The sequence below is a fragment of the Archangium sp. genome, from assembly GCF_036277355.1.
Taxonomy (GTDB): Bacteria; Myxococcota; Myxococcia; order Myxococcales; family Myxococcaceae; genus Archangium.
The window spans coordinates 1-21,444 of sequence record NZ_DASUNC010000214.1; the positions used below are offsets into that span (position 1 = coordinate 1).

17 protein-coding genes are annotated in these 21,444 nt (G+C 69.5%); 12 read left to right on the top strand and 5 right to left on the bottom strand.

All coding sequences use genetic code 11. The features are described 5' to 3' along the window. Positions 1-639: 639 nt before the first annotated feature. A complete protein-coding gene (locus tag VFZ09_RS51470; protein WP_329735246.1) occupies positions 640-777 on the bottom strand; it encodes a hypothetical protein in 138 nt (45 codons plus the stop codon). A 677-nt stretch (positions 778-1,454) separates the two neighbouring features. On the opposite strand from VFZ09_RS51470, the gene VFZ09_RS51475 reads away from it, so the two are divergent. The 6 genes from VFZ09_RS51475 (at position 1,455) to VFZ09_RS51500 (ending at position 7,511) form a co-directional block, all read left to right on the top strand. Next, positions 1,455-2,057, top strand: coding sequence for a hypothetical protein (locus VFZ09_RS51475; protein WP_329735247.1), 603 nt, complete (start codon positions 1,455-1,457; stop codon positions 2,055-2,057). Positions 2,058-2,093: 36 nt separating this feature from the next. After that, on the top strand, positions 2,094-2,741 hold the full coding sequence (locus VFZ09_RS51480) for a restriction endonuclease subunit S (RefSeq protein WP_329735248.1): 648 nt from the start codon (positions 2,094-2,096) through the stop codon (positions 2,739-2,741). After that, on the top strand, positions 2,722-4,188 hold the full coding sequence (locus VFZ09_RS51485) for a class I SAM-dependent DNA methyltransferase (protein ID WP_329735249.1): 1,467 nt from the start codon (positions 2,722-2,724) through the stop codon (positions 4,186-4,188). Before VFZ09_RS51480 ends, VFZ09_RS51485 begins: the two co-directional genes overlap by 20 nt. A gap of 261 nt (positions 4,189-4,449) precedes the next feature. After that, positions 4,450-5,991 carry a phospholipase D-like domain-containing protein gene (locus VFZ09_RS51490; RefSeq protein WP_329735250.1) on the top strand — a complete coding sequence of 514 codons (1,542 nt, stop codon included), beginning with the start codon at positions 4,450-4,452 and terminating at the stop codon, positions 5,989-5,991. Between the two features lie 201 nt (positions 5,992-6,192). Further along, positions 6,193-7,242: a hypothetical protein gene (locus tag VFZ09_RS51495; RefSeq protein WP_329735251.1), complete on the top strand. Its 1,050-nt coding sequence runs from the start codon at positions 6,193-6,195 to the stop codon at positions 7,240-7,242. 83 nt (positions 7,243-7,325) lie between these two features. After that, positions 7,326-7,511, top strand: coding sequence for a hypothetical protein (locus tag VFZ09_RS51500; protein ID WP_329735252.1), 186 nt, complete (start codon positions 7,326-7,328; stop codon positions 7,509-7,511). A gap of 104 nt (positions 7,512-7,615) precedes the next feature. Here VFZ09_RS51500 and VFZ09_RS51505 read toward each other — a convergent pair whose 3' ends face one another. Next, complete coding sequence (locus tag VFZ09_RS51505; RefSeq protein WP_329735253.1) at positions 7,616-8,083, bottom strand: tetratricopeptide repeat protein; 468 nt, start codon at positions 8,081-8,083, stop codon at positions 7,616-7,618. A gap of 99 nt (positions 8,084-8,182) precedes the next feature. Between VFZ09_RS51505 and VFZ09_RS51510 the strand changes: the two genes are divergently transcribed. The 6 genes from VFZ09_RS51510 (at position 8,183) to VFZ09_RS51535 (ending at position 15,677) form a co-directional block, all read left to right on the top strand. Then, positions 8,183-8,776, top strand: coding sequence for a hypothetical protein (locus VFZ09_RS51510; protein ID WP_329735254.1), 594 nt, complete (start codon positions 8,183-8,185; stop codon positions 8,774-8,776). A gap of 61 nt (positions 8,777-8,837) precedes the next feature. Then, on the top strand, positions 8,838-10,367 hold the full coding sequence (locus tag VFZ09_RS51515) for a S9 family peptidase (protein WP_329735255.1): 1,530 nt from the start codon (positions 8,838-8,840) through the stop codon (positions 10,365-10,367). After that, positions 10,346-10,579, top strand: a complete 234-nt coding sequence (locus VFZ09_RS51520; protein ID WP_329735256.1) for a prolyl oligopeptidase family serine peptidase — start codon at positions 10,346-10,348, stop codon at positions 10,577-10,579. Before VFZ09_RS51515 ends, VFZ09_RS51520 begins: the two co-directional genes overlap by 22 nt. Positions 10,580-10,912: 333 nt before the next feature. Then, positions 10,913-13,183: a glycosyltransferase family 2 protein gene (locus tag VFZ09_RS51525; protein WP_329735257.1), complete on the top strand. Its 2,271-nt coding sequence runs from the start codon at positions 10,913-10,915 to the stop codon at positions 13,181-13,183. Between the two features lie 41 nt (positions 13,184-13,224). After that, the gene (locus VFZ09_RS51530; RefSeq protein ID WP_329735258.1) at positions 13,225-13,566 is read left to right on the top strand and encodes a hypothetical protein; all 342 of its coding nucleotides are present in this window, start codon (positions 13,225-13,227) and stop codon (positions 13,564-13,566) included. After that, the gene (locus tag VFZ09_RS51535; protein ID WP_329735259.1) at positions 13,563-15,677 is read left to right on the top strand and encodes a glycosyltransferase; all 2,115 of its coding nucleotides are present in this window, start codon (positions 13,563-13,565) and stop codon (positions 15,675-15,677) included. The genes VFZ09_RS51530 and VFZ09_RS51535 overlap by 4 nt, the downstream gene beginning before the upstream one ends. A gap of 8 nt (positions 15,678-15,685) precedes the next feature. Here VFZ09_RS51535 and VFZ09_RS51540 read toward each other — a convergent pair whose 3' ends face one another. From VFZ09_RS51540 to VFZ09_RS51550, 3 genes are all read right to left on the bottom strand, one after another. After that, positions 15,686-17,203 carry a hypothetical protein gene (locus VFZ09_RS51540; RefSeq protein ID WP_329735260.1) on the bottom strand — a complete coding sequence of 506 codons (1,518 nt, stop codon included), beginning with the start codon at positions 17,201-17,203 and terminating at the stop codon, positions 15,686-15,688. After that, the gene (locus tag VFZ09_RS51545; RefSeq protein WP_329735261.1) at positions 17,190-20,456 is read right to left on the bottom strand and encodes an FkbM family methyltransferase; all 3,267 of its coding nucleotides are present in this window, start codon (positions 20,454-20,456) and stop codon (positions 17,190-17,192) included. Before VFZ09_RS51545 ends, VFZ09_RS51540 begins: the two co-directional genes overlap by 14 nt. A gap of 187 nt (positions 20,457-20,643) precedes the next feature. Continuing rightward, entirely contained in the window at positions 20,644-21,312 is a 669-nt protein-coding gene (locus VFZ09_RS51550) for a phytanoyl-CoA dioxygenase family protein (protein WP_329735262.1), read from the bottom strand. Positions 21,313-21,444: the final 132 nt, after the last annotated feature.

Sequence of the window (21,444 nt, forward strand, 5' to 3'; positions counted from 1 at the left end):
CCGGAAAGGAATTTGACCCGGTCCAAGAAGGGGGCGAAGTGAACCCCGGCCAGCGTCGCTGACGCTCCGACTGTTCCGCTTGCTCCGGAACAGGCGTTCCACTTCGTCCGGAACGAGTGTTCCACATCGCCGGAATACGCAGCCTCCGCAGAAACTCTCGTTCGCGTCCCATTTCCCCACCCACACATGTCAGGATGGCGCGCTACAGAAGGGCTCCCACAAACGTTCCAGGGGCCTCATGTGCCACTGTCCCCGTCTCCAAAATGTCTCCAAGACTGGAGGGGACTCCGGGCGACAGGTGGGACTGGTGAGGACTGCCCCGTGGACTCGAAGTGCCTGGATTCACTCACGATTGAGCGAAAGGCGTGCGCCGTCGCGGGTTTGGGGCACCCCGTGTCCACAGGTTCAAATCCTGTCTCCCCGACCATCAGAAGGGCGCGGAATCCTAGGAGAAATCCTCGGGTCCGCGCCCTTCGTCTTTCCGGGGCCAGAGGCCAGCGGCGAACGAGCGGCAAGCGGAGGGAGCCTGTTCTCGGCGGACACGGGGACGCTCGGATTCGACGAGCGCTCCTGGTGCAATGACCGGGAGGGCGAGAGCGCCGTGTGCCCCACGGTGGGAGATGCGGTCGGATTGCGGGCTCAGGTTGCCAGGTGGACGAACCAGGACGCAGTGAAGACGGTGATGGCCCAGTTGCTACGGGGAACTGCGCGCTCCAAGCCCACCTTCAAACAACGCTTCTCTTTCATGCCCTTCTCCTCGTTCTGAGACTTCTTCATGAGTGCGGTGAACTTCCACTTTGCATTCAAAAGAAGGGCCATCAAGACGCCTACGACTGCCATGGGAATCGAACCCACTGCACCTGCCAACCTGAACCCACAATCCCCCCCCCCGACAACCCCAGCATATATCGGGGATGGAACTGGCGCATGACTCCCCGCGGCTTTCCTCCGGCCAGGTTGGCTCGGGCGCCGTGAAGTCGAGTTGATCGAGGCCCTTGCGCAGGTCCTCCACGTCAAGGTGACCGTACACCTCCGTGGTGATGGCCGGGTCCGAGTGCGCCAGCTTGGTCGTACCCTTGCGCACGTTGCCACACCGGACGGGCGTGTTCTCCGCGCATTAGGCATTGACGGAGGGCGCCCAAGTCCCTACTGTGGTCCGTGTTGTTGTTCGTCGCGGATTAGGCACTCGCCGGGTGACCCCAAACGGGGGCGCGGTGGCGGAGCTTGGCACATGCCAACGGATCGGAGCGGCTGAGCTTCCAGCCTTCCTGAGGTCCAGGGGCGACGAATGTCGGAAACAAAAAACCCCGGGGTCATCACCAGCGCATGCGCATTGGGAGAGGACGACCCGGGGACGGTGCATCGAACCTATGTCGAACCCTCCGGGTGTGCAACCCATTTCCGCCGTGGCCCTGACGAGGGTCTTGTCGCCCCCTCGCCTGGAGGCCTATCGCTTGAGCCCGAGCGACACGCCCCGCGTCCTTATCGGGCGCTACCGGTGGAACGTGGCGCTGTGCATGTCGCTGTACGGGCCGCTGGGCTATCTGGAGGTGGCCTTTCGCAACAGCCTCCACGAGGCGCTCACTGCATTCAAGGGAACACCTACCTGGTACGACCTCACCCCTGCGTGGTTGTCGTCACGCGAGCAGGGGGTGATCGCGGCCGCGAAGACGGAGTTGGGAAATCGCGGCATGCCGCTGGAGCCCGGCCGTCTGGTGGCCGAGCTCAGCTTTGGTTTCTGGACCAGCCTGCTGAGCCGCTCCTACGAGCAGGTCATCTGGCCCTCGCTGCTGAAGCCCGTCTTCCCCCACATGCCCCGGCGGGGGCGGACGCGCCAGCGCGTGGCGGAGCGCATGCATCAGGTTCGCAAGCTTCGCAACCGGGTCTTCCACCACGAGCCCATCTGGCGCTGGCCGGACCTCCCCCAGAGGTATGCGGTGCTGGGAGAGACTATCGGCTGGTTCGAACCGGAGTTGAGCCGCATCCTGCCGGATGCGCACACCTTCAACGAGGTTCATGCCAGGGGCTCGACGGCGTTCGAGGTGGACGTTCGATGAGGGCCGCGCGCACATGTGGCGGCCACGGGAGGCGCCATGAGCCGCTCTGAAACACGGTGGCCGGTCCTGCCACTGCGCTCCGTGGTGGAGACGCTCTTCGTCGGGCTGCCGGTGTCCCGGCATCAGGCGAAGGAAGGTGAGAAGGCCATCCACGAGCCGGTGCTCAGCGTGGGAGACATCGAGGCGGGCCGAGTCGCTCCTCGCGAGGAGTTGGTCGCGGTAGGGCTGCGCCCGGGGTCGCTGGAGCGGTTTCGCATCCAGGTGGATGATCTGCTCGTCTCTTGTCGGGGCACCCTCCAGAAGGTGGCGCGCGTTCCGGAGAGCGCGGCCTCGCTCCTCGTCAGCTCCAATCTCATCGTGGTACGGCCTGGGGAGAAGCTCATGCCCGCAGTGCTCCTGGCCTTGTTCCGGAGCGCCGCGTGGCAGGGTCGATTGAAGCTTCGCGCCCGGTCCTCATCGGGACTCGTCCAGCTCACCGTCAAGGATCTGGAGGACCTGCCCGTTCCCCTGCCGCCTCGGGAGTTGCAACGAGATCTCGCGGAACTCATCGAGGCGGAGCAGGCGCACCATCAGGCCGCGCTCCGGGCCGCGGACCTGCGGCGCGCGTTGGTGGATGGAATGGTCTCGGAAATCCTGTTGCCAACCGGAAGGGAGGAACTGCCACATGAACCCGGCAATGACTGAGTGGGTGGGGTTGTTGTGGAAGGCCACGGATGTCCTCCATTCGAATGGGGCGGTTACGCGCGACTCGGCGGCGGGCTACGTCTTCCGCCTGTTGGTGCTGAAGTTCCTGAGCGACGTGACGGACGGGCCTCCCGCCTCCGGCGTGCCTCGGTTCGTGGTGTCCACCTTGGCCCGCTGGTCCTCGCTGCGAAGTCACGCCTCTTCTGGGCTGGGCGAGCACGTCAACGATGCCTGCGCAGTATTGGAATCGGCGAATCCATTGCTCAGGGGACTCCTGACGCAGGCGGATTTCAGTTCCATCAGGTTGGGCGACCCGCTGTTGGCGAACCTGATTCAGACGCTCTCGGAGCTTCCTCGTCTGAGTGGAGCGCTGTTATCGGATGGGAGGCTGGGCGAGGTCTCTGACGGCTTCCTCCTCCGGCTGGCAGAGACGGGCGGGCGCAAGGAGGGCGAATTCTACACGCCGCCATCCGTGGCCCGCCTCCTGGCGGAACTCCTGGAACTGCGGGCTGGCATGCGCCTCTATGACCCGGTCTGCGGCGTGGGTGGATTCCTCGTGGAGTGTGCGCGCCAGGTCGCGTCCCGGTCCGCGATGAGCTTGCCCCACGCGGCGGCCTCGCTCGTGCTGCACGGACAGGAGAAGAACGCGGAGTTGTGGGCCCTGTGCCGGATGAACCTCCTGTTGCACGGCATCGTCGATGCGCGCATCGAGCTTGGCAACGCACTCTGGTCACCCCTGATGACGGAGCAGGGACGACTGAACGAGTACGACGGGATTCTGGCGGATCCGCCGTGGAATCTTGACAACTGGGGCGCCGAGCGGGCCGGGGAGGATGCCTTTGGCCGGTTCAATCCGGTACCGCCCGCGCACAACGCGAATTACGCATTCGTGCAGCACTGCCTCGCTGGCCTCGCGGAAGGGGGAAGGGCGGCGCTCCTCCTGCCGCGCGGAGTGCTCTTCCGCAGTGGCGTCGAAGAGGACATCCGCCGCAAGCTGCTGGAAGAGGATCGGTTCGAAGCCATCATCGGTCTGCCTGGAAACCTGCTCTACGACGTCTCCATCGCACCCGTCGTGCTGGTCCTGAGGAAGGGCAAGCCCGCCGGCCGGCGCAAGCGCGTCTTGTTCATCGATGCTTCCGATGCCGGCGTGAAGAAGGGCAGACGGCGCGCACTGTCACAAGAGGACATCGGCACCATCGTGAAGGCGTTCCAGGGCTTTGGAGGTGACGAGCGCCAGGTGCGTGCGGTTCACCTCGATGAGATAGCCAGGCTCAACTGGAACCTGACCGTCGAGCGATATGTGAAGCGCGAGGACGAACGCGAGCACCTTGATTTGGACGAGCAGCTTGCCGCGCTCGCGGATGCCGAGCAGCAGCGCGACGAGGCCGCACGGCGCATGGATGCCGTTATCAGCAGGCTGAGGCGTTTCTCTCCTTCCTCCTCTTGAGGGCACCACCGTGGGTGGCAAGTAAAGCGGTGATGAAGCGGCCAGGCAGCCACGGGCGAGGAGGCCCACCCCCGGCGTTCAAATCCTGTCTCCCCGACCATCAGAAGGGCGCGGAATCCTTGGAGAAATCCTCGGGTCCGCGCCCTTCGTCTTTCCGGGGCCAGATGCTCGGCGTAGCCAGTCACCCCGTGACTCCTCGTGTCCACGAACTGAACGGCTCCGTCTGATAAGACGGTGCGTTCACTCCGAGAGCGAGGGGTCATGCCTCCGGTAACAACGACGCAGAATGCCGCCGGCCTCGTCCTGGATGGAGAGCGTTTCTTCACCCGGATGAAGGCCTTGCTGACCGCTGTCCGCCAGAGCGCCCCCAACGCGGGGACCTATATCCGCATGGCCTCGTGGTCCGCCGACAGTGAGTGTGAGGTCGGCGGGCCTGGAGACCGCACCCGTCTGATCGCCGAGCTGCGGGCGGTCGCGTTGGCTGGCCACAAGGTGGAGCTGATCCTCTGGCAGCCGAGCCAGTCGGATCGCGCGGTCAACGCCATGGCACGTGCCGTCCACACGCAGAACACGGAAGTCCACCGCCTGCTGCACGACACGATGAGTGGCCGCATCCGTGTCTACCTCGAGAGCTACAACGGGTGGGCGGGGACCGCGACCCACCAGAAGCTCTTCATCGCGTCGATCGCCGGGCAGCGCACCGTCCTCCTCGGCGGCATCAACCTCGAGAACCACTACTACTCCAATGATGCCCACCACCCGCTCGCCCAGAACTTCTGGCACGACACGGCCGTCGAGCTGAGCGGCCCCGCCACGACGGCCGTCGAGGCCGAGTGGGTCCGGCGCTGGAACAAATCGGGCATGGCCCTGACCGCCAACACGACCGCGCAGGCGGCCCATGCGGCGGTCGGCGGCGCTCCCGTGAGTGTGACCATTGCCACGACCAATACGGAGACCTCCACTCGCGTCAATGACATCCGGGACCAGGTGGTGGCCGCGATCGGCGCCGCCAACAACTACGTCTACCTGGAGAACTACGCCGTCTGCGACCCCGCCATCATCACCGCCTTGAGAACCCGGATGGCGGCCGTGCCTGCCCTCGAGGTGATCATCGTCGTGCCGCATGAGCTCACCGGGGATGACTACCCCTACCGCTACCTCATGCGGCACACCTGGCTGAAGCTCGCCTCGACGAACTTCCGCTCCCTCACCCTGCGCGTCCCCGGGATGCCCCTGCCCCGGAGCCTCCTGCGCGCCAGCCGCCCGCGGTGCACCGTCCGCGAGGACCCGAACGCGGGCAACCTGTCCCGGAGCGTCTCCTCCACTTTCTCCAACAGGTGGCTCGAGAACGATGCCCTGGTGTTCAGCGGCGGAGGCCAGGCAGATCAGGCCGTCAAGCTCGTGGACATCATCGACATGGACACGGACTTCCGTATCTATGCGCCCGTCGTGAAGAGCGGCGGCGCTCCCAACGCCATCTATGTCCACTCGAAGCTGATCCTCATCGACGACAGGATCCTGATCGTCGGTTCCGCCAACTGGACGTACCGCAGCATGGTCTATGACGGGGAGATCGCCGCCCTCATCGACAACCCGGCCATCGCCACCGCCGCGCGCACGGCGTTGTTCGGTCATTACAACGCGCCCACCGTGCTCACCCCCGCGAACTGGGCAGCCACGGCGGCGGCCAACGAGGCCGGCTTCGGCGCGCTCCCGAACGGGAGGCACGTCATCGTTCCCGTCCCCGAGACGAGCTTCCAGCGCACGCTCCCCGGGCACAGCGGCAACTTCACATGGTACTGAGCCCGGGGACCTGGGGCTGCAACACGGGCCCGCGTCCCCTTACCCCGTCCCGTGTCTCTCCGTTTCCCGTAGGCGGCTTCCGAGGGAGCGCCCGTTGGACATGGCGGCCCCTCCAGGGGGAGGCTCTCGTGGCCGGGCGTCGTTCCCGGCGTGGCCCGGGATTTGCCTCGGGCCGGACCATTGCTTCGTGCCGGGGATGTCATGATGAAACGACGTGATTGGATGCGCATGGTGTGCGTGGGTGGGCTCTTGCTGGGAGGGGGAGTGGGCTGCGACCTGCTCCAGTCGGCCCGGTCACCGGAGCTGAAGCTCCCCACCCGGTTCGTGGAGAAACGTCAGAGCGCGCAGGCGGGAACGCTGCAACAGGCGCTCACCTCCATCCAGGGCCTCTATTTCGGGGAATTGGAGCTGGTGGCCTATGACTACCGGCCCGGAGTGACCATTCCGCAGACCGGCCAGCACTTCGGGGGCAACGGCACGCGGGATTGGAGCTACTGGGTGGTGCTGCAGAGCGGACACGACGCCGCGCGCGACAACGTGCTCCAGCCGGGCCAGCAGATCGACATCAGCGCGCTCGACAACGGCTACTCCACGCCGCCCGAGCAGGACTTCGTCGATCAGGTCGGCAGCTTCGACATCGACCTCTTCGAGGTCTACCTCTACCGGACGGGTGTCATCTCCAACAACACCTACTACGGCATGAACGCGGACGGGAACGGCTCGCCGGTGCACCCGTTGCACAAGTATCCCGCGCTGGCCTCGCTGGACGACCACTTCTGCGCGCCCGAGTTCCCCGGACAGCCCTCGAACATCCAGGACGTGAATGTCTTCTTCGTCCGCTCGGACTGGTTTCCGCGGTCCGTCGTCGTCAACACCCGGCAGGAGGCCACCACCTCGCCGCCGCGGCTCGTCATCGACCACACGAGCATCCCGCTCACGCCGGACCAGGAGAGCCTCGTGCTCAGCCTGGTGAACAACGGCACCCAGCGCCGGTTCTACTCCAACCTGCTGTTCATCCCGTTCTCGGGCCCGGTGTCGGTGGACCTCACCGGCACGGGCACCCCGGTCGGCGGTGGCACCACGCCGGCGCCCCATCACTACGTGGCGGGCGACTTCCGCATCTCCGTCAACTTCGACCTGTCGGACATCATCGATGAGTCCGCCACGGACTTGAGCGTTCCCCGCGTCCGGTACAAGGGAGACGCCCAGCACGTGCCGTTCGGGCTCTCCGTCTCGTTCGATCCGCTCTGACGGGAGGCCGGCTCTCGGAGTCCTTCGTGAATCAAGCCTGGGGCCTCGAGTGCTGGGTGGGCGTCCGATGGGGTGTTCCGCTCATGAGGTGCCGTGCCTGCGAGCTGGGCAACGCGGATGGCTGCGCGGGGGTGGCCTCCCTGTACAAAGGGGTCCGCAATGGTCCCCCGGCGGACCTCTCGGTGGTGTTGAGCTTCTTCTCGCGCGCGTGCGACCTGGGCAAGCAGGAGGCGTGTGAGACGCTCCAGGGCCGCGCCGGGGGGCCCTGAAGCGGACCCCGCGCATCATTCTCGCCATCCGCTTCCGCTTGAATCAGTCCGGCGAGGATGCCGTCTCGTGGGTCCGAGCGCTTGCGCTCGATGAGTTCCTCCAGTCAGGGAGACGGCGCGTTCTCCGCCAGCACGCGATCCAACGCCTCCGCCTCCCGGCGCAGCTCCGGGTCCGCGTCCCGTGGCACCTTCGCCACGTGGGCGCGCGCGCGGGCCGGGTCCGTCTTCGCCAGGGCCATGGCCTGGTAGAGGTTCGCGCGGGGGTGCTCGGCGTGCGCGTCCAGCACGGGCGCCAGCACCTGCGCCGCCCGTGCGTCCTCGCCCCGCTCCAGCAGGGACATGGCCAGGTCGCAGGCCGGTCCCGGCTCGGAGGGGGCGCGGGCATGCGCGAACTCCAGCAGCTCCACCGCCCGGGAGCGCTCTCCCGCCAGGTCCAACGCGAGCGCCAGCCCGTGCATCACCTTCACGTCCCCGGGGGCCTCGTGCAGCGCCTCCTCCAGCAGCCGGCGCCCCTCCTCCACGTCTCCCGCTTCCAGCCGGGCCATCCCGTCGCGATACAGGTCCGTTCCCACCGAGGTCTCCTCGCACCACGCGGCGCGTCAATCACGGGTCCGCAACTTCCGGACGTCGAACTCCGATAATCCGAGAGGAAGCGTTCCCCGAAGGTTCCCATGCTCGTCCGCAATTCCCCAGTGTCGCCTCGCCGCCCGGTCAACTCCACTCCGGAGACGTCCGCCGAGGCGCCGTCCTCCGCCGTGGCCCCCCAGGCGCGTCCCGCCCCCCAGGACACGTTCACCGGCGCGGCGAGCGCGCTGCAGCGCACGGCGAAGGTGGGCGCCGCGCCCGCGGGCAACCACGGCACGCTGATGCGCGAGTACCTCACCGGTGCCCGCCCGCCTCCCGCCGACTTCGAGCAGGTCATGGGCTACAAGCCCTACGCCATCCAGACGAAGCACGGCCAGCGCATGCAGGATCCGTTCGGCGATGCCTCCGCCCCGGGGAAGATCGGCCCGGACAAGGAGTTCGATCCCGCGGCCAAGACGCACGACTACGGCTACGACCTGCTGCGCTACTACGCGAAGAAGGGCACGCCGCTCGGGCCCGAGGCGCGCAAGGCCGCCGATGCCCTCTTCCGCGAGGACCTCTTCCACTACGCCAATGACCAGAAGGGCCTGGGCAGCCGCCTCAAGTTCCGGGCCTGGGCGCAGATCTACGCCACCGCGGTGGAGCTGAACTCGCGCGTCCAGCACTACGGCCCTCCGTGATGTACCGCGGGCAGCGCTGAACGGGCTGGGCTTCTCCAGCGCGCCGGTGGAGGATCTCCGGATGCGGAACCTGGACCGGCCCCTGGCGTTTCCCACGGCGCGACGCGATCCGGAGAGCGGCTACACCCTGCATGGCAGGCGGTTCGACGACCCCTACGCCTGGATGGAGCGGCTCGAGGCCCCGGAGACCCAGGCGTGGATCTCCGCGCAGGAAGCCGTCACGCACAGCGTGCTGCGCGCGGTGCCGGGACGTGATGCGTTGAGGGATTTGGTGGCTCGCTCCGCGCGGTATGCACGGCTCTCCCCGCCGATTCCCGCCGGGCCGCACGGACGCGAGTTCCTCTGGCGGGCCGACGCCAGCGACGACAAGCTCAAGCTCATGCTCCGGCGCCACGAGGGCGCGCCGCTCGAGACGGTGCTCGACCCCAACACGTGGGCGAGCAACGAGGCCCTGGTGTTCGCCGTACCGTCCCCCGATGGGGCGCTGGTCGCGTTCGGCAAGGCCGTGGGCAGCACCCATGACGCGGTGATCCACGTGCTCGACGTCGAGACGGGGCGGCTGCTTCCCGACCGGCCCCGCGGGACGAGCCACGCGTCCCTGGCCTGGCGGCCCGATGCGTCCGGCTTCTTCTATGCGGCGTGTCCCGAGCCGGGCGAGGTGCCCGCGGGCGACGAGGCGCACTGGAACGCCATCTACGAGCACCGGCTCGGGTCGGGCCCGCCGGCCCGCCGCGTCTTCGGCGACGACCAGGTGAAGGAGTACTGGTGCTCCGTCAAGGTCAGCGAGTGCCGCCGCTTCGCCGTGCTCTCCAAGTGGGACTACGTGCACGCCAACGCCGTGTACCTCCTGCGCCTCGCCGATGACGTGCTCCTGCCGGTGGCTCCCGCTCTTCGGTCCCTCAATCAGGTGCAGGTGATCGGCGACTCGCTGCTCATCCACACCGACCTCGATGCGCCGCGTGGCCGGCTCTGCGTCGCGTCACTGACGGCGCCCACGGAGTGGCGGACGCTCATCCCCGAAGGCCCGGACACGCTGCAGACGGTCGCTGGCGTCGGTGGCCGGCTCTACGCCGTCTCCTCGCATGCGGCGTCCCATCGCGTGCGCATCCACGCCGGGGACGGCACCTTCCTCCGCGACCTCGTGCTGCCCGCCCTCGGCTCCGTGAATCGCAACGAGGGGGAAGGCATCGTCAGCGGCATCAGCGGCCCCTGGCGAGGCGACGCGGTGTGGGTGAGCTTCATGTCCTACGTGCAGGCACCCTCGGTCTATCGGTATGACTACGCGGCGGACCGCCTGGTGCCGTACCACGTCCCCGACGTCGGGCTCGATGCCTCCGAGTACGTGACGGACCAGGTCTGGTACGAGTCGCTCGATGGGACGCGGGTGTCGATGTTCATCATCCACCGGAAGGACCTGCCTCGCGACGGGCGCCAGCCCGTGCGTCTGAGCGGCTACGGTGGCTTCAACATCTCGGTGGAGCCGCGCTTCACCGCGCTCCAGGCCGCCTGGCTGAAGCTGGGCGGCGTGCTCGCCTTCGCCAACGTGCGAGGCGGTGGCGAGTACGGCCGATGGCCTTCGTGCCGGCGTTGAACGACCGGACCGCGCCGCCGCACGATCCCCTCAAGATGGTCGCCAGGCTCCAGGCGGAAGGCACGCGGGGCGGACCCTATTTCCTGCTGCCGCTCCGGGACTCGGGACACGGCGGTGGCACCACGCTGTCGGCGCTCATCGAACAGGACGCCGACGAGCTGAGCTTCTACTGCCAGGCGCTCGACGTCGTGCCCGTGGCGGCCACGCCATAAACACGGACCGACTGGCCAGACCGGGGCCCCCCCGGACCCGATCTGACCAGCCAGTGCCGTGCCCCCTCCGCAGGTCCAGCCCGGAGCCTCGCGAAAGGTTTCCGGACGGACTGCCCTCACGGACATGGAGCCGGTGACCTGGAAAATCATGCAGAAAAATCCATACGCGATGGGATGTGGGGCAATGTGCCCTGACTCCTGGAGGACAGCGGAGCGGCCAGGCGCACGCCGCGCTTCCACGTGGCGCGGGCCATGCCGCGGTGCACCAGCGCGAGTTGACGGGGTAGGGGGGCCGCTGTAACTGAGCCGCCCATGTCCCAATCCCCTGGTGAAATGTCCTGGCTTGCGCCCTTGCGCGTGCTGGCGGACGTGGGTCTCCCGGGGGTGCCTGCCTCGCATCGTCACGGCGTCCGGGGGCGGCTCGTCACCACGGCCAAGCAGTGGGTGCTCGGCGGCCTGGCGCCGTTGCAGCGCGAGCTGTTGGCCGCTCAGGGGCGCTTCAACGCGGCGCTCGTGGAGGGGCTGGAGGGACTCCCCCGTCTGCGCGAGCTTCCCGTGCGCACCCGGCTGCGCGAGCTCGCGGAGCAGGCCACCCGCCCGGCGCTCGGGCCCGCGTCCGCTCCCGTCGCCGCGCTCCGTCTCTCCGGCAGACAGGTCATCGAGCGTCAACGCGATTGGAACCGCGCCGCCATCGAGCTGCTGCTCGAGGCCGGTGAGGCGTGGCCGATGGGGACGGAGCCGCTGCTCGCGCGGTGCGAGGCCCTGGCGGGCCGGGCGGATGTGGTCGGGGAGTTCCTCGCTGGGCCCCAGGACAGGCTGCTGCATCCGCTGTGGCAGGAGTTGATGCGCCGTCAGGTGGCCTTCAACCACGGCTTCGTCCAGGCGGTGCGCCGGTGGATGGGGAGCGCGCGGCCGATGCTGGTGATGCCCGCCCCCGAGGTCTACGAGGCCTGGTGGCGCGCGCGCGAGCCCGGGGAGATGGCGGCCGCGAACGCGGCACTCGCCGGGCTCGAGCGGCGTCCGACCATCAGCCTGGTGACGCCCGCGTACAAGACGCCCGTGCCCATGCTGCGCGCGTGCATCGAGTCCGTGCTGGCCCAGTCCTACCGGGACTGGCAGCTGTGCATCGTGGACGACGGCTCGCCCTGCCGTGACGTCGAGCGGACGGTGCGCGAGTACGCGCGGAGGGACTCGCGCATCGTGTTCCAGCGCATGCCGGACAACGGGGGCATCGCGCGGACCACCAACGCGGCCCTCGCCCTGGCGAGCGGCGAGCTCATCGGCTTCCTCGACCACGACGACATGCTGGCGCCGCACGCGCTCGCCGAGGTGGCGCTCCACCTGGAGGCGCACCCGGACACGGACGTCCTCTACTCGGACGAGGACAAGCTGGACGCGCAGGGCCGGCGGTACGCGCCCTACCTCAAGCCCGGGCCGTCACCGGAGCTGCTGCGGGCGCTCAACTACGTGTGCCACTTCCTGGTGGTGCGCGCGACGCTGCTGCGCGAGGTGGGAGGCATCCGTCCGGGCTTCGAGGGCGCGCAGGACCACGACCTGGTGCTGCGCCTGCTCGAGCGCACGCCGCGCTTCGCCCGCATCCCCCGGGTGCTGTACCACTGGCGCACGCACCCCGGCTCCACCTCGCACGACGCGAGCGCCAAGCCCGCGGCCTCCGAGGCCGGACGCCGGGCCGTGGAGGAGCACCTGCGCCGGCTTGGGGTAGCGGGAACGGTGGAGACCCCCTCTCCGGGCATCTATCGCGTCCGCTACCCGGTGCCGGACACGCCCCGGCTCTCGGTGCTCCTCGCCGGGCCCGGTGAGCCGTCCGAGGCCGGGCTGCGCACGCTGCTGGCGCGCATCGACTGGCCGGACTGGGAGCTGATCGCCGTGTGCGAGCCGGACAGCGCCCGGGCCCTGGAGGCATGGGCGGCCACGGAGCCGCGGCTTCGGCTCTGCTCGCCGCAAGGGGCGAACGGCTGGGCGGCCCGGTGCAACCGCGCGGCGCGGGAGGCCACCGGCGCGCTGCTGCTCTTCCTGGAGCCGGGGCTGGAGCCGGCCGGGCCCGGTTGGCTCGAGGAGCTGGCCTCGCAGGCGCTCCGTCCGGACGTGGGCGTCGTGGGCGGCACCGTGCTGCGCAACGACGCCCACCTGGCGTGCGCGGGCCTCTTCCTCGACGCGAGCGGGCACGTGGCCCCGGCCTTTGGCGGCCTGCCGGACCCCGCGCTCACCGCCTTCGGAGGCACCCATTGGCCACGCAACCTGCTGGCCGTGCCTGGCGCGTGCCTCATGGTGCGCCGCGAGCTCTTCGAGGCGCAGGGCGGCTTCGACGAGGGCTTCTCCGAGGGCGGGGCCGATGCCGACTTCTGCCTCCGGGTGCACGGGACGGGAAGACACATTCTCGGCACGCCCCATGCGCGGATGGTGCGGCACGAGGGCGGTGGTGCCGCGCCGCTCCCGGAGCAGGACAGGGCCCGGCTGCGCACGCGCGCGGCGGAGCTGCTCGTGGCGGGAGACCCCTTCTTCCATCCGAACGTCGAGGGGATTCTCCCGGAGTGGTGCCAGGTGGGCAGGAGCACCCGGCGGGCCGGGGGCTCGCTGGAGTAAGACCCGCGTCGCCCGAAGTTCAATCATTCAGGAGCGGAGCCGTGGCACAGCAACTCGGAGATGAGGCGCAGCAGGCGGGGGGCGAGGCGGAGAAGGCGTGTGCCCGGTGCCAGGCGTTGCAGCGGGAAGTGCGGGAGCTGCGCGAGGCGAGGGATCGGGCACTGGAGGACCTGGCGCGGGCGCGCGAGGAGGTGAACACCCTGCGGCTGTTGCGCGCGCAGCAGGGCGAGCCTCCTCCCGCCGCTCCCGCAGAGCCGGAGTCGCTGCCGCTGCGCTACGTGCTGGTGGATCAGCTCAACCTGCAGCTCAAACGCAGGCTGGGCCCGCTGCACGTGGGCACCCGGCGGCTCATCCGGCTGGTGAAGGGCGGAGGCGACTCGTGAAGCCCGCGGGGCCGGGCGTGCGCCAGGCGGATGTCGTCATCCCCATCTACGCGGACGTCGCGCTCACCCGCTCGTGCATCGAGTCGGTGCTGCGCCACACGGGGGAGGCGCTCGGCACGCTCATCCTCGTCAACGACTGCTCTCCGGACCCGGAGATGGCGCCCATGCTGCGCGAGCTGCGCGAGCGCCATTCCCAGGTGGTGTTGCTGGAGAACGAGCGGAACCAGGGCTTCGTCGGCTCGGCCAACCGGGGCATGTCGGTGCGCACCCGGGACGTGGTGCTGCTCAACAGCGACACCCTGGTGACCGGGGGCTGGCTGACGGAGCTGCTGGAGGTGGCCTACAGCAGCGATCGCATCGCCGCGGTGGTGCCGCTGTCGAACAACGCCACCATCTGCTCGGTGCCCGCCTTCTTCGGCGAGACGAAGATGGAGGTGTTGCAGGGCACGGAGCTGCGGTTGGAGGAGCTGCGGCCCCGGTTCAGCGAGCTGCCCACGGGCGTGGGCTTCTGCCTGCTGCTCAAGGACGTGGTCCTGAACATGCTGGGCGGGCTCGATCCGGTGTACGGCCGCGGGTACAACGAGGAGAACGACTGGTGCCTGCGCGTGCAGCGCAGCGGGATGAGGGTGGTCCGCGCGAATCGGGCGCTCGTCTATCACCTGGGCTCGGTGTCCTTCGGTGAGGAGCGCAACGAGCTGGAGCGGCGCAATGCCCGCATCCTGCTCGGGCGCTACCCGCACTACACCCGGCAGGTGGGCGACTTCAGTGGCACGCTGGAGGCCCAGGTGGCCGCGCACTACGTGAAGCGCCGGCTGGGCAGGGTGTCCGTGTGCATCGACGGGCGCCACATCCTCGGCGTCCGGGTGAACGGCACGGGCATCTACGCGGCCGAGCTGGTCAAGGCGCTCTCGGCGCACACGCAGCTGGAGCTGTCGGCGAGCGTGCGCACGGAGGAGCAGCGCGAGCTCTTCCAGTCCCTGGGCATCCCCCTGGTGGAGGGGGAGAAGCTGCGGCCCGGCACGCAGGTGCTGCACCGGCCGGCGCAGGTGTTCCAGCCCGAGGAGATGCGCTTCCTGCTGGAGGCTCCGGCGCACTCGGTCATCACCTACCAGGATCTGATCGCCTACCGGGCCGCCACGGCGCATCCCCACTACGACATCTACCGGAACTACCGGGCGCTCTCGTTCGCCCTGCTGCACGCGGCGCAGGCGGTGATCGCCATCTCGGAGCACAACCGCCAGGAGATCCTCTCCGAGTTCCACCTCCCCCCGGAGCGCGTCCACGTCGTCTACCACGGGGTGGACGCGGAGACCTTCCGGGCACGCGACGAGCGGGGCAACCGCCGGGTGCTGGAGTCGCGCGGCATCTCCGGGCCCTTCTTCCTGTACGCCGGCAGCGATCACACGCACAAGAACCTGCGGCTGCTGGTGGAGGGCTACCAGATGTTCCGGGCGCGGTGGCGGGGCCAGACACCTCCGCCGTCGCTCGTCTTCATGGGGCCGTGCTCGCAGGTGAAGGGCGCGCTCTACCGGGAGACCCTCTGGCCGGAGGGGGTGATGTACCTGGGGCTGCTGCCCGCGTCCGAGGTGCGGGTCTTCTTCCAGGAGGCGCTCGCGTACGTCTACCCCACCACCTACGAGGGCTTCGGCCTGCCGGTGCTCGAGGCCATGGCGGCGGGGACGCCGGTGCTCTGCTCCAGCCTCACCTCGGTGCCCGAGGTCGCGGGCGATGCGGGGCTGTACCTGCGCGAGTTCTCCCCGGAGGAGATGTCCCGGCGGCTGTCGGAGCTGGCCACGGACGCCGGGCTGCGGCGGCGGCTGGTGGAGGCGGGCCACGAGCAGGTGAAGCGCTTCACCTGGAAGGAGACGGCCCGGCGCACGGAGGCGGTGTACCTGTCGGCCATCGACGGCACGCCGGAGGTGTCGCTGCACCAGAAGCAGGCGCTCTCCACGCTCTTCGCACGCTCCCTGGACGCGGAGGCGCGGGCCCGGGCGGCCGAGCAGCGCGTGCGCGAGCTGGAGGAGCAGCTCGCGGTGGCCTCGCTGCCCGGCTTCGGGCTGGTGGAGCCGCTGGTGAAGGCCGTGGCCCGGCGCAAGGCGAAGCGCGAGTAGCGGTCGCGCTACTGCGCCACGGAAGGGGGGCGGCGGGTCCAGACCTGCCCGACGACCTCCCGGTACTCGAGCTCGCCGGTGTGCTGGTAGCGGGTGCCGCAGGCCTCGAGGGCCGCGGCGGCGAACGGACGGTGCGTGTAGTGGGCGATGACGAGCACCCGGGGCGCATCTCCGAGCCGCTCGCACACCTCCGGCCCTTCCTGCACGCCCGAGATGGGGATGGCGCGCTCGTCGGCGTCCGGCCCGAAGAAGGTCTCCAGGTAGTACCGGTAGACGGAGAGGTTCGGTGCCCAGGTGTAGAGGAGGGCCGAGGACGCGTCGCCGTGGGTACGCAGCCAGCGCGTCACCTCGCGGTACCCGTTACGCTCCTTGGCGTAGTAGCTCCGCACGTCCGTGACGGAGCTGGCGACGAGGAGTGCGAGGGGGATGGCCACGATGCTCACGCGCGAGAAGGCGGCCGCGAGCAGGAGCCCGGTGCCCAGGTACACCGTCGGCAGCAGATAGAGGTAGTAGCGCGGGTGCAGCATGCCAGCCCGCATCGTCACGAACCCGATGAGGCTCGCGTATACGGTCGAGAGCACCAGGAGGGCCAACAGGGTCCGCCACACCCCGGCCCCCTCGGTGCTTCGCCCGAAGAGGCGCCGGCCGGCCGCGAGCAGCAGGGCGGCCCCACCCAGGAGCAGGACCCAGGTGCCTGGCAGCTCGAGCACGCACTGGAGCGCCCCGCGCAGCGCCTCCTGGACACCGAACTCGCGCCAGCGCACGCCCCCCTTCGACGTGAGGAGGATGGTGTGCGCGTTCAGCACCAGCCAGGGGACACACGCGAGCGGCACGAGGGCGAGCCGGGCGAGCGCGCGGTAGCGCTTCGTGTGCAGGGCGGCCACTCCGTAGCTGCCGAGCAGCAGCGCGCAGAAGACGGTCGCGTTGTAGTGCGTGTGGCAGCCCAGGATGAAGAGGCCGAGCTCCCCGTAGCCAGGCAGCTCCGCCTGGGCGAAGCCGGTGCGCCAGCGCTCGAGCCAGCGATCCGCGAGGATGCCGGTGAAGAGGGCGCCCAGGCCGTAGGCGCGGCACTCCTGGGAGTATTCGATGAGCGCGACGGACACCGCGCTGATGACCAGCGTGCACAGGTACGCGCGCCGCATGAAGGGCTCGCGGGCCTTCATGGCGCGGCGCGCGAGGTAGATCAGCCACAGGCAGCCGGCGAGCGCGCTCACCAGGCGCAGCGAGAACTCGCTCGAGCCCAGCACCGTCACCACGGCCTTGGTGAGCAGCTCGTACAGGGGCGGGCTCTGCTCGCCGCCCTTGGCCGTCCAGAACGAATCCCCCGGGGTGACCTCGAAGACGCTGACCCTCCGGAAGCTCGAGTGGCCCCACTTCAGGGGGTGCTGACGCACCATCGACGAGGTGAAGAGCTCGTCGGTCCAGAGTCCGTCGTGGCCGAGCTCGTGGAAGCGCAGCACGCAGCCCGCCGCGAGCAGCAGCGCGAGGGTGATGAGCCATGCGCCACGATGCTCAGTTCTCGCCACCACGGGCCCTTCTCATCAGCCACTTGCTGAGGGCGTGCACCGCGGGCAGGTGGGACTTGATGGCCTCGTTGGCCCCGTCCGCCAGCTTGTAGCGCAGCGGTGGTACCTCGATGCGCGGGGCGGGCGGAGGCGGGGGAGGAGGCGCCATCATGTGCACGATGCGGCGCCGGGCCGGCTCGGGCAGCCGCCGCACGGGCAGTGCGGGGACCTTCACCCGGGCCGCCAGCGTGGGGTAGGCCCGCTCCAGGTACGCGCCGACCGTCAGGGTGCGCGCGTGCTCCCGGAGTGCCTCGAACCTGGGCGCCATGTGCGGGCGCAGCTTCAGACACGCCTCCACCGCGGCGACGAGCGCCGAGGGGGTGAGCGCCTCGAGCACCTCGCCCACTCCGAACCTGCGCACGACCTCGGGGGGATTGCCCGTCGGGCCGACGACCACGGGCGCGCCCAGGTCCAGCGCGGCCTCGAAGGTGGTGAACGAGAACGTCTCGGGCCACACCGCGGCGATGGTGACGACGTCGGCCGGGAACCGGGCGGCCAGCGCCCGCAGCTCCTCGGCGCCGCGGTAGCGCCGGTGCGTCACTCCCTCGGGAAGCGGCATGCCGAGCTCACCCCAGATCTCCACGGCATGGCCGCGGCGCGTGAGCTCCTCCACCGCTCCGCTGAAGAGCCGCCCGCCCTTCTCCGGGGTGAAGGCCCCGAGGTAGACGACGCGCTTGCGCGCCTCCCCGGACTCGGAGGTGGGCCGCGCCGGGGGCAGGCCGGGCTCGGAGAGCAGGAAGTTGGGCGCCACCTCGATGCGGTGCTCCAGGCCGCGCGCGAGCGGCACGCCGGAGGGCTCCGCCACCACCTCGAACGCGCGCAGCAGCGTGCGCCGGGCGGCCTCGGAGGGCACCAGCACGCGGTCGAACTGCGCGATGAAGCGGGCCTGGACGCCGCGCCACGCATCCATCGTCATCTCGCGGAAGCCGTGCTGCGTGGTGAGGCAGTCGTTGCACGCCGTCAGGTTCTCCGGCACCCCGCAGAACGCCCCGTTGGACATCATGCGGATGGAGGGACAGCCGGCGTAGTAGTCGTGCAGCGTGAGGAGCTTGTGGGCGTGGGGCACCAGCGCGGGCGCCTGCAGCATCCAGTGCGGCCAGCCCAGCGTGTGCTGCACGTGCAGCGTGTCGATCTCCGGCGCCATCACCTTGAGCAGCGAGAAGACCGAGTCCTTCTCGAAGCGCTCCTTGAAGAGCGGCTGGGGTGTGGCACCCCTCCTCCCGGGCACGTAGCTCGCCAGGACCGCCTGACCCTCGGGGTTGGGGTAGAGGTGGAGCACCTCGGCCCGGCCCGACTCGAGCAGGGCCTGGGTGAGCGCCATGGTGTGCCGCTCGGTGCCACCCCCGAAGTACGCGGGGTCCGTGTGCAGCACGAAGAGCACCGTGGCCAGTCCGTCCCGGACCTTCTTCTGGCGGCGCACCGCCCACATCGCCTGCAGCCGCTCGGCGTGGTGCGGGTCACGCTGGAGGTAGTCCTGCACGTCCCGGTCGTACGAGGGGTGGAGCCGGTTGAGCAGGGCCAGGTTGTGCTGCAGCTGCTGCTGCTTGACGCTGTTGCCGAAGGACACCGAGCCGTGGTGGTAGACGAAGGCCTCGGTGGTGATGAGGTTGAGGAACCCCTTCTTGGCCGCGCTCTGGCACCAGTGGTTCTCCTCGCCGTAGCCCTTGCCGAAGATCGGATCCAGGCCGCCCACCGCGTCGAGCGCCTGCTTCGTCATGTACATGCAGAAGCCGACGCCGGAGGGGGCGGGCACGGGGGCCGACTCGATGCGGGCCTCCTCGATGGCGCGCGCCACCAGCTCGGGCGGGAGGCCCGGGAAGAGGTCGATGCCGTCCGGCCAGTTCCAGATGCTGGCGATGGTGCCGTTGTTCGTCAGCGGCGTCACCGAGGCCACGTTGGGCGAGCGGTCCGCCACATCCTGCAGGATGGCGAAGACGTTGCCGTGCACCTGGGTGTCGCTGTTGAGGATGATGACGTCGGTGCCGTTGGGCCCGTAGGCGCACGTGTCGAGGCCGCGGTTCACCGTCCCGATGAAGCCCAGGTTCCGCTCGTTCGTCAGCCGCGTGACGTCCGCGCGCTCGAGCAGCGGCTCGCGCAGGAACGCGGCGACGCGCGGGTCCGGCGAGGCGTCGTTGATGAAGATGAAGTGGAGCAGCTCGCCAGGCGCCGGGTAGGTGGTGAAGAGCGAGTGCACCAGCTGCCGCAGATCATCGTGCCCGTTGTACACGGGGATGATGACGTGCACCTTGCGCTTGAGCACGGGCCGCCCGGACGCCTCGCCGGACTGGCGCGCCGCGGTGACCTGTCGCTCCAGCTCCGCCACCTCGCGGCTGAGAATCTGGGCGCGCTCGGCCGTCTCGACCGTCTCGCCATACCGCGTGGTGCGCAGGAAGGCGCGCGAGAGCGCGTCCAGGTCCGGCACCGGGGTGAGGAACGGGAGCTCCTGGAGCAGGGGACGCAGCTGCGCCGCGCGCTCGCGGGCCACCAGCAGGAGGTTCGTCTCGTGGGCCGCGCCGAAGCGGTTGTCCGCCCGGTGCCGGACGTTGCCCGGGTTGAAGGCGGGCGGCGCGTGGAGCCAGGCCTCGTACTCCCCGGCGACCTCGGTCACCAGCTCCCAGGCCTTCTCGATGGAGTTGCACTCGGCGTACACGAGGGGCCGGCACCGGGCGAGCGTCTGCTTTCCGCCCCGGAGGACCGCGCGCTCCCACCCCTCGACATCCAGCTTCATGAGCGCACAGCGCTCGAAGCCGTAATCGTCGAGCGTCCGGGTCTGGATCTCGATCGTCGTGCCGCCGGCCTGGAGCGCGGCGAGCCCCGAGTTGTGACGCTGGTGGTAGTCGGGCACGGACAGCATCGCGCTGCCGGCGCGCTCGGCGAGCGCGACCTGCTCGCAGGTCACGTGCGTGAGGCCATTGGCGTGCACGTTGCTCCGCAGCAGCTCGAAGATGACCGGCTGCGGCTCGAAGGAGACCACCCGGCCCCCCGGACCCACCAGGGCGGCGAACCCGAGCGCATGCGTCCCCACGTTCGCGCCGATGTCCAGCACGTGGTCGCCGCGGTTGAGCAGCCGGGCGAACAGGTCGAGCTCGTGCTGCGCCCACTCGCCATACATCTCCAGGGAGACGCCAACCGGGTCGTCGTTCCGGAAGTGGCGCATCGTGCCGTAGCGCGTCTCCGAAACGAGCAACTCGTCCGCGAATGCTTCAAGGGCCACCGGTAGCGTCTCCTGCAGGCAGTGCTGGGGGGCGGACATCTACCTGCAAACGTGGGGCGCCAACAAGGTCCGCACCGTTGCCATCCCCCCCGGGTGGCGGTGTGGGGCTCGCCGGAGCCATGGCCCGGAGCGGGACCCGACGAGGGCCCGCTCTCCTGCCTGCCCGGGGACACCGATTCCAGCGGACTCAGACGATTCGCTTGATGATGTGCTTGAGCGGGACCGGAACGTGCGGCTCGAGCGCCTGGAGCCAGTCGGCATCGACCAGCGGCTCGGCGGCCTGGGCGGCGGCGGCCACGGGCTGGGGCGAGACGACGGTCTCCGGCTGCAGCGCGTAGTGCACGCTGCTGTAGTAGCAGCCCTCGCGGTACTTGACCTTGGTGCGACGCTCGGGGGCCCACGAGTAGTAGTGCGGATCCACGTCCACCGGGCACAGGTGGGTCACCAGGCTGCGGCGGGTCACCGCGGGATCCAGGTGCGTCAGGGGCGAGCCACCGTGGGCGAGGTCGGCGTGCCAGATGAGCGCGTCGCCCTTCTTCGGCCGGAAGCGCCGCAGCGGCAGGCCGCGCGCCTTCGACTCCTCGTGGAGGTAGCGCAGGAAGCGGTCGTGGATCTCATGGCCGTCCCGGCCCACGTCCCAGTGCTTGGTGCCCGCGCCGAAATCGTACTCGGGCAGCCGGTGGCTCCCCTCGTAGTAGCTCAGCTCGCCGGAGCCCTCCTGGATGTCCTCCAGGGCGATCCACACGCCCGCGAACTCCAGGGGCGAGGCCGTCACCACGTAGGCGGTGTCCTGGTGGATGGCCTGCTGGGAGCCCACCTCGAAGGAGAGGCTCTGGAACGCGAGGATGTCGATCATCAGGACGCAAACGACAAAAACGGCCGGAGAGGGGGACGGCATGCTCGATGGTGACGTCCTCCCCCAGCACGATGACCCGCTCGACGAGCAAGCGGACGAGGCGTTGGCGCCCGGCGAAGTCGAGCGCCTCCA

What these genes read in the sequence shown, in the direction of transcription:
- VFZ09_RS51470 (WP_329735246.1), bottom strand. Translation starts at nt 777, where the DNA reads ATGAAGAAGTCTCAGAACGAGGAGAAGGGCATGAAAGAGAAGCGTTGT.
- VFZ09_RS51480 (WP_329735248.1), top strand. Translation starts at nt 2,094, where the DNA reads ATGAGCCGCTCTGAAACACGGTGGCCGGTCCTGCCACTGCGCTCCGTG.
- VFZ09_RS51485 (WP_329735249.1), top strand. Translation starts at nt 2,722, where the DNA reads ATGAACCCGGCAATGACTGAGTGGGTGGGGTTGTTGTGGAAGGCCACG.
- VFZ09_RS51490 (WP_329735250.1), top strand. Translation starts at nt 4,450, where the DNA reads ATGCCTCCGGTAACAACGACGCAGAATGCCGCCGGCCTCGTCCTGGAT.
- VFZ09_RS51495 (WP_329735251.1), top strand. Translation starts at nt 6,193, where the DNA reads ATGATGAAACGACGTGATTGGATGCGCATGGTGTGCGTGGGTGGGCTC.
- VFZ09_RS51500 (WP_329735252.1), top strand. Translation starts at nt 7,326, where the DNA reads ATGAGGTGCCGTGCCTGCGAGCTGGGCAACGCGGATGGCTGCGCGGGG.
- VFZ09_RS51510 (WP_329735254.1), top strand. Translation starts at nt 8,183, where the DNA reads ATGCTCGTCCGCAATTCCCCAGTGTCGCCTCGCCGCCCGGTCAACTCC.
- VFZ09_RS51515 (WP_329735255.1), top strand. Translation starts at nt 8,838, where the DNA reads ATGCGGAACCTGGACCGGCCCCTGGCGTTTCCCACGGCGCGACGCGAT.
- VFZ09_RS51520 (WP_329735256.1), top strand. Translation starts at nt 10,346, where the DNA reads ATGGCCTTCGTGCCGGCGTTGAACGACCGGACCGCGCCGCCGCACGAT.
- VFZ09_RS51525 (WP_329735257.1), top strand. Translation starts at nt 10,913, where the DNA reads ATGTCCTGGCTTGCGCCCTTGCGCGTGCTGGCGGACGTGGGTCTCCCG.
- VFZ09_RS51550 (WP_329735262.1), bottom strand. Translation starts at nt 21,312, where the DNA reads ATGATCGACATCCTCGCGTTCCAGAGCCTCTCCTTCGAGGTGGGCTCC.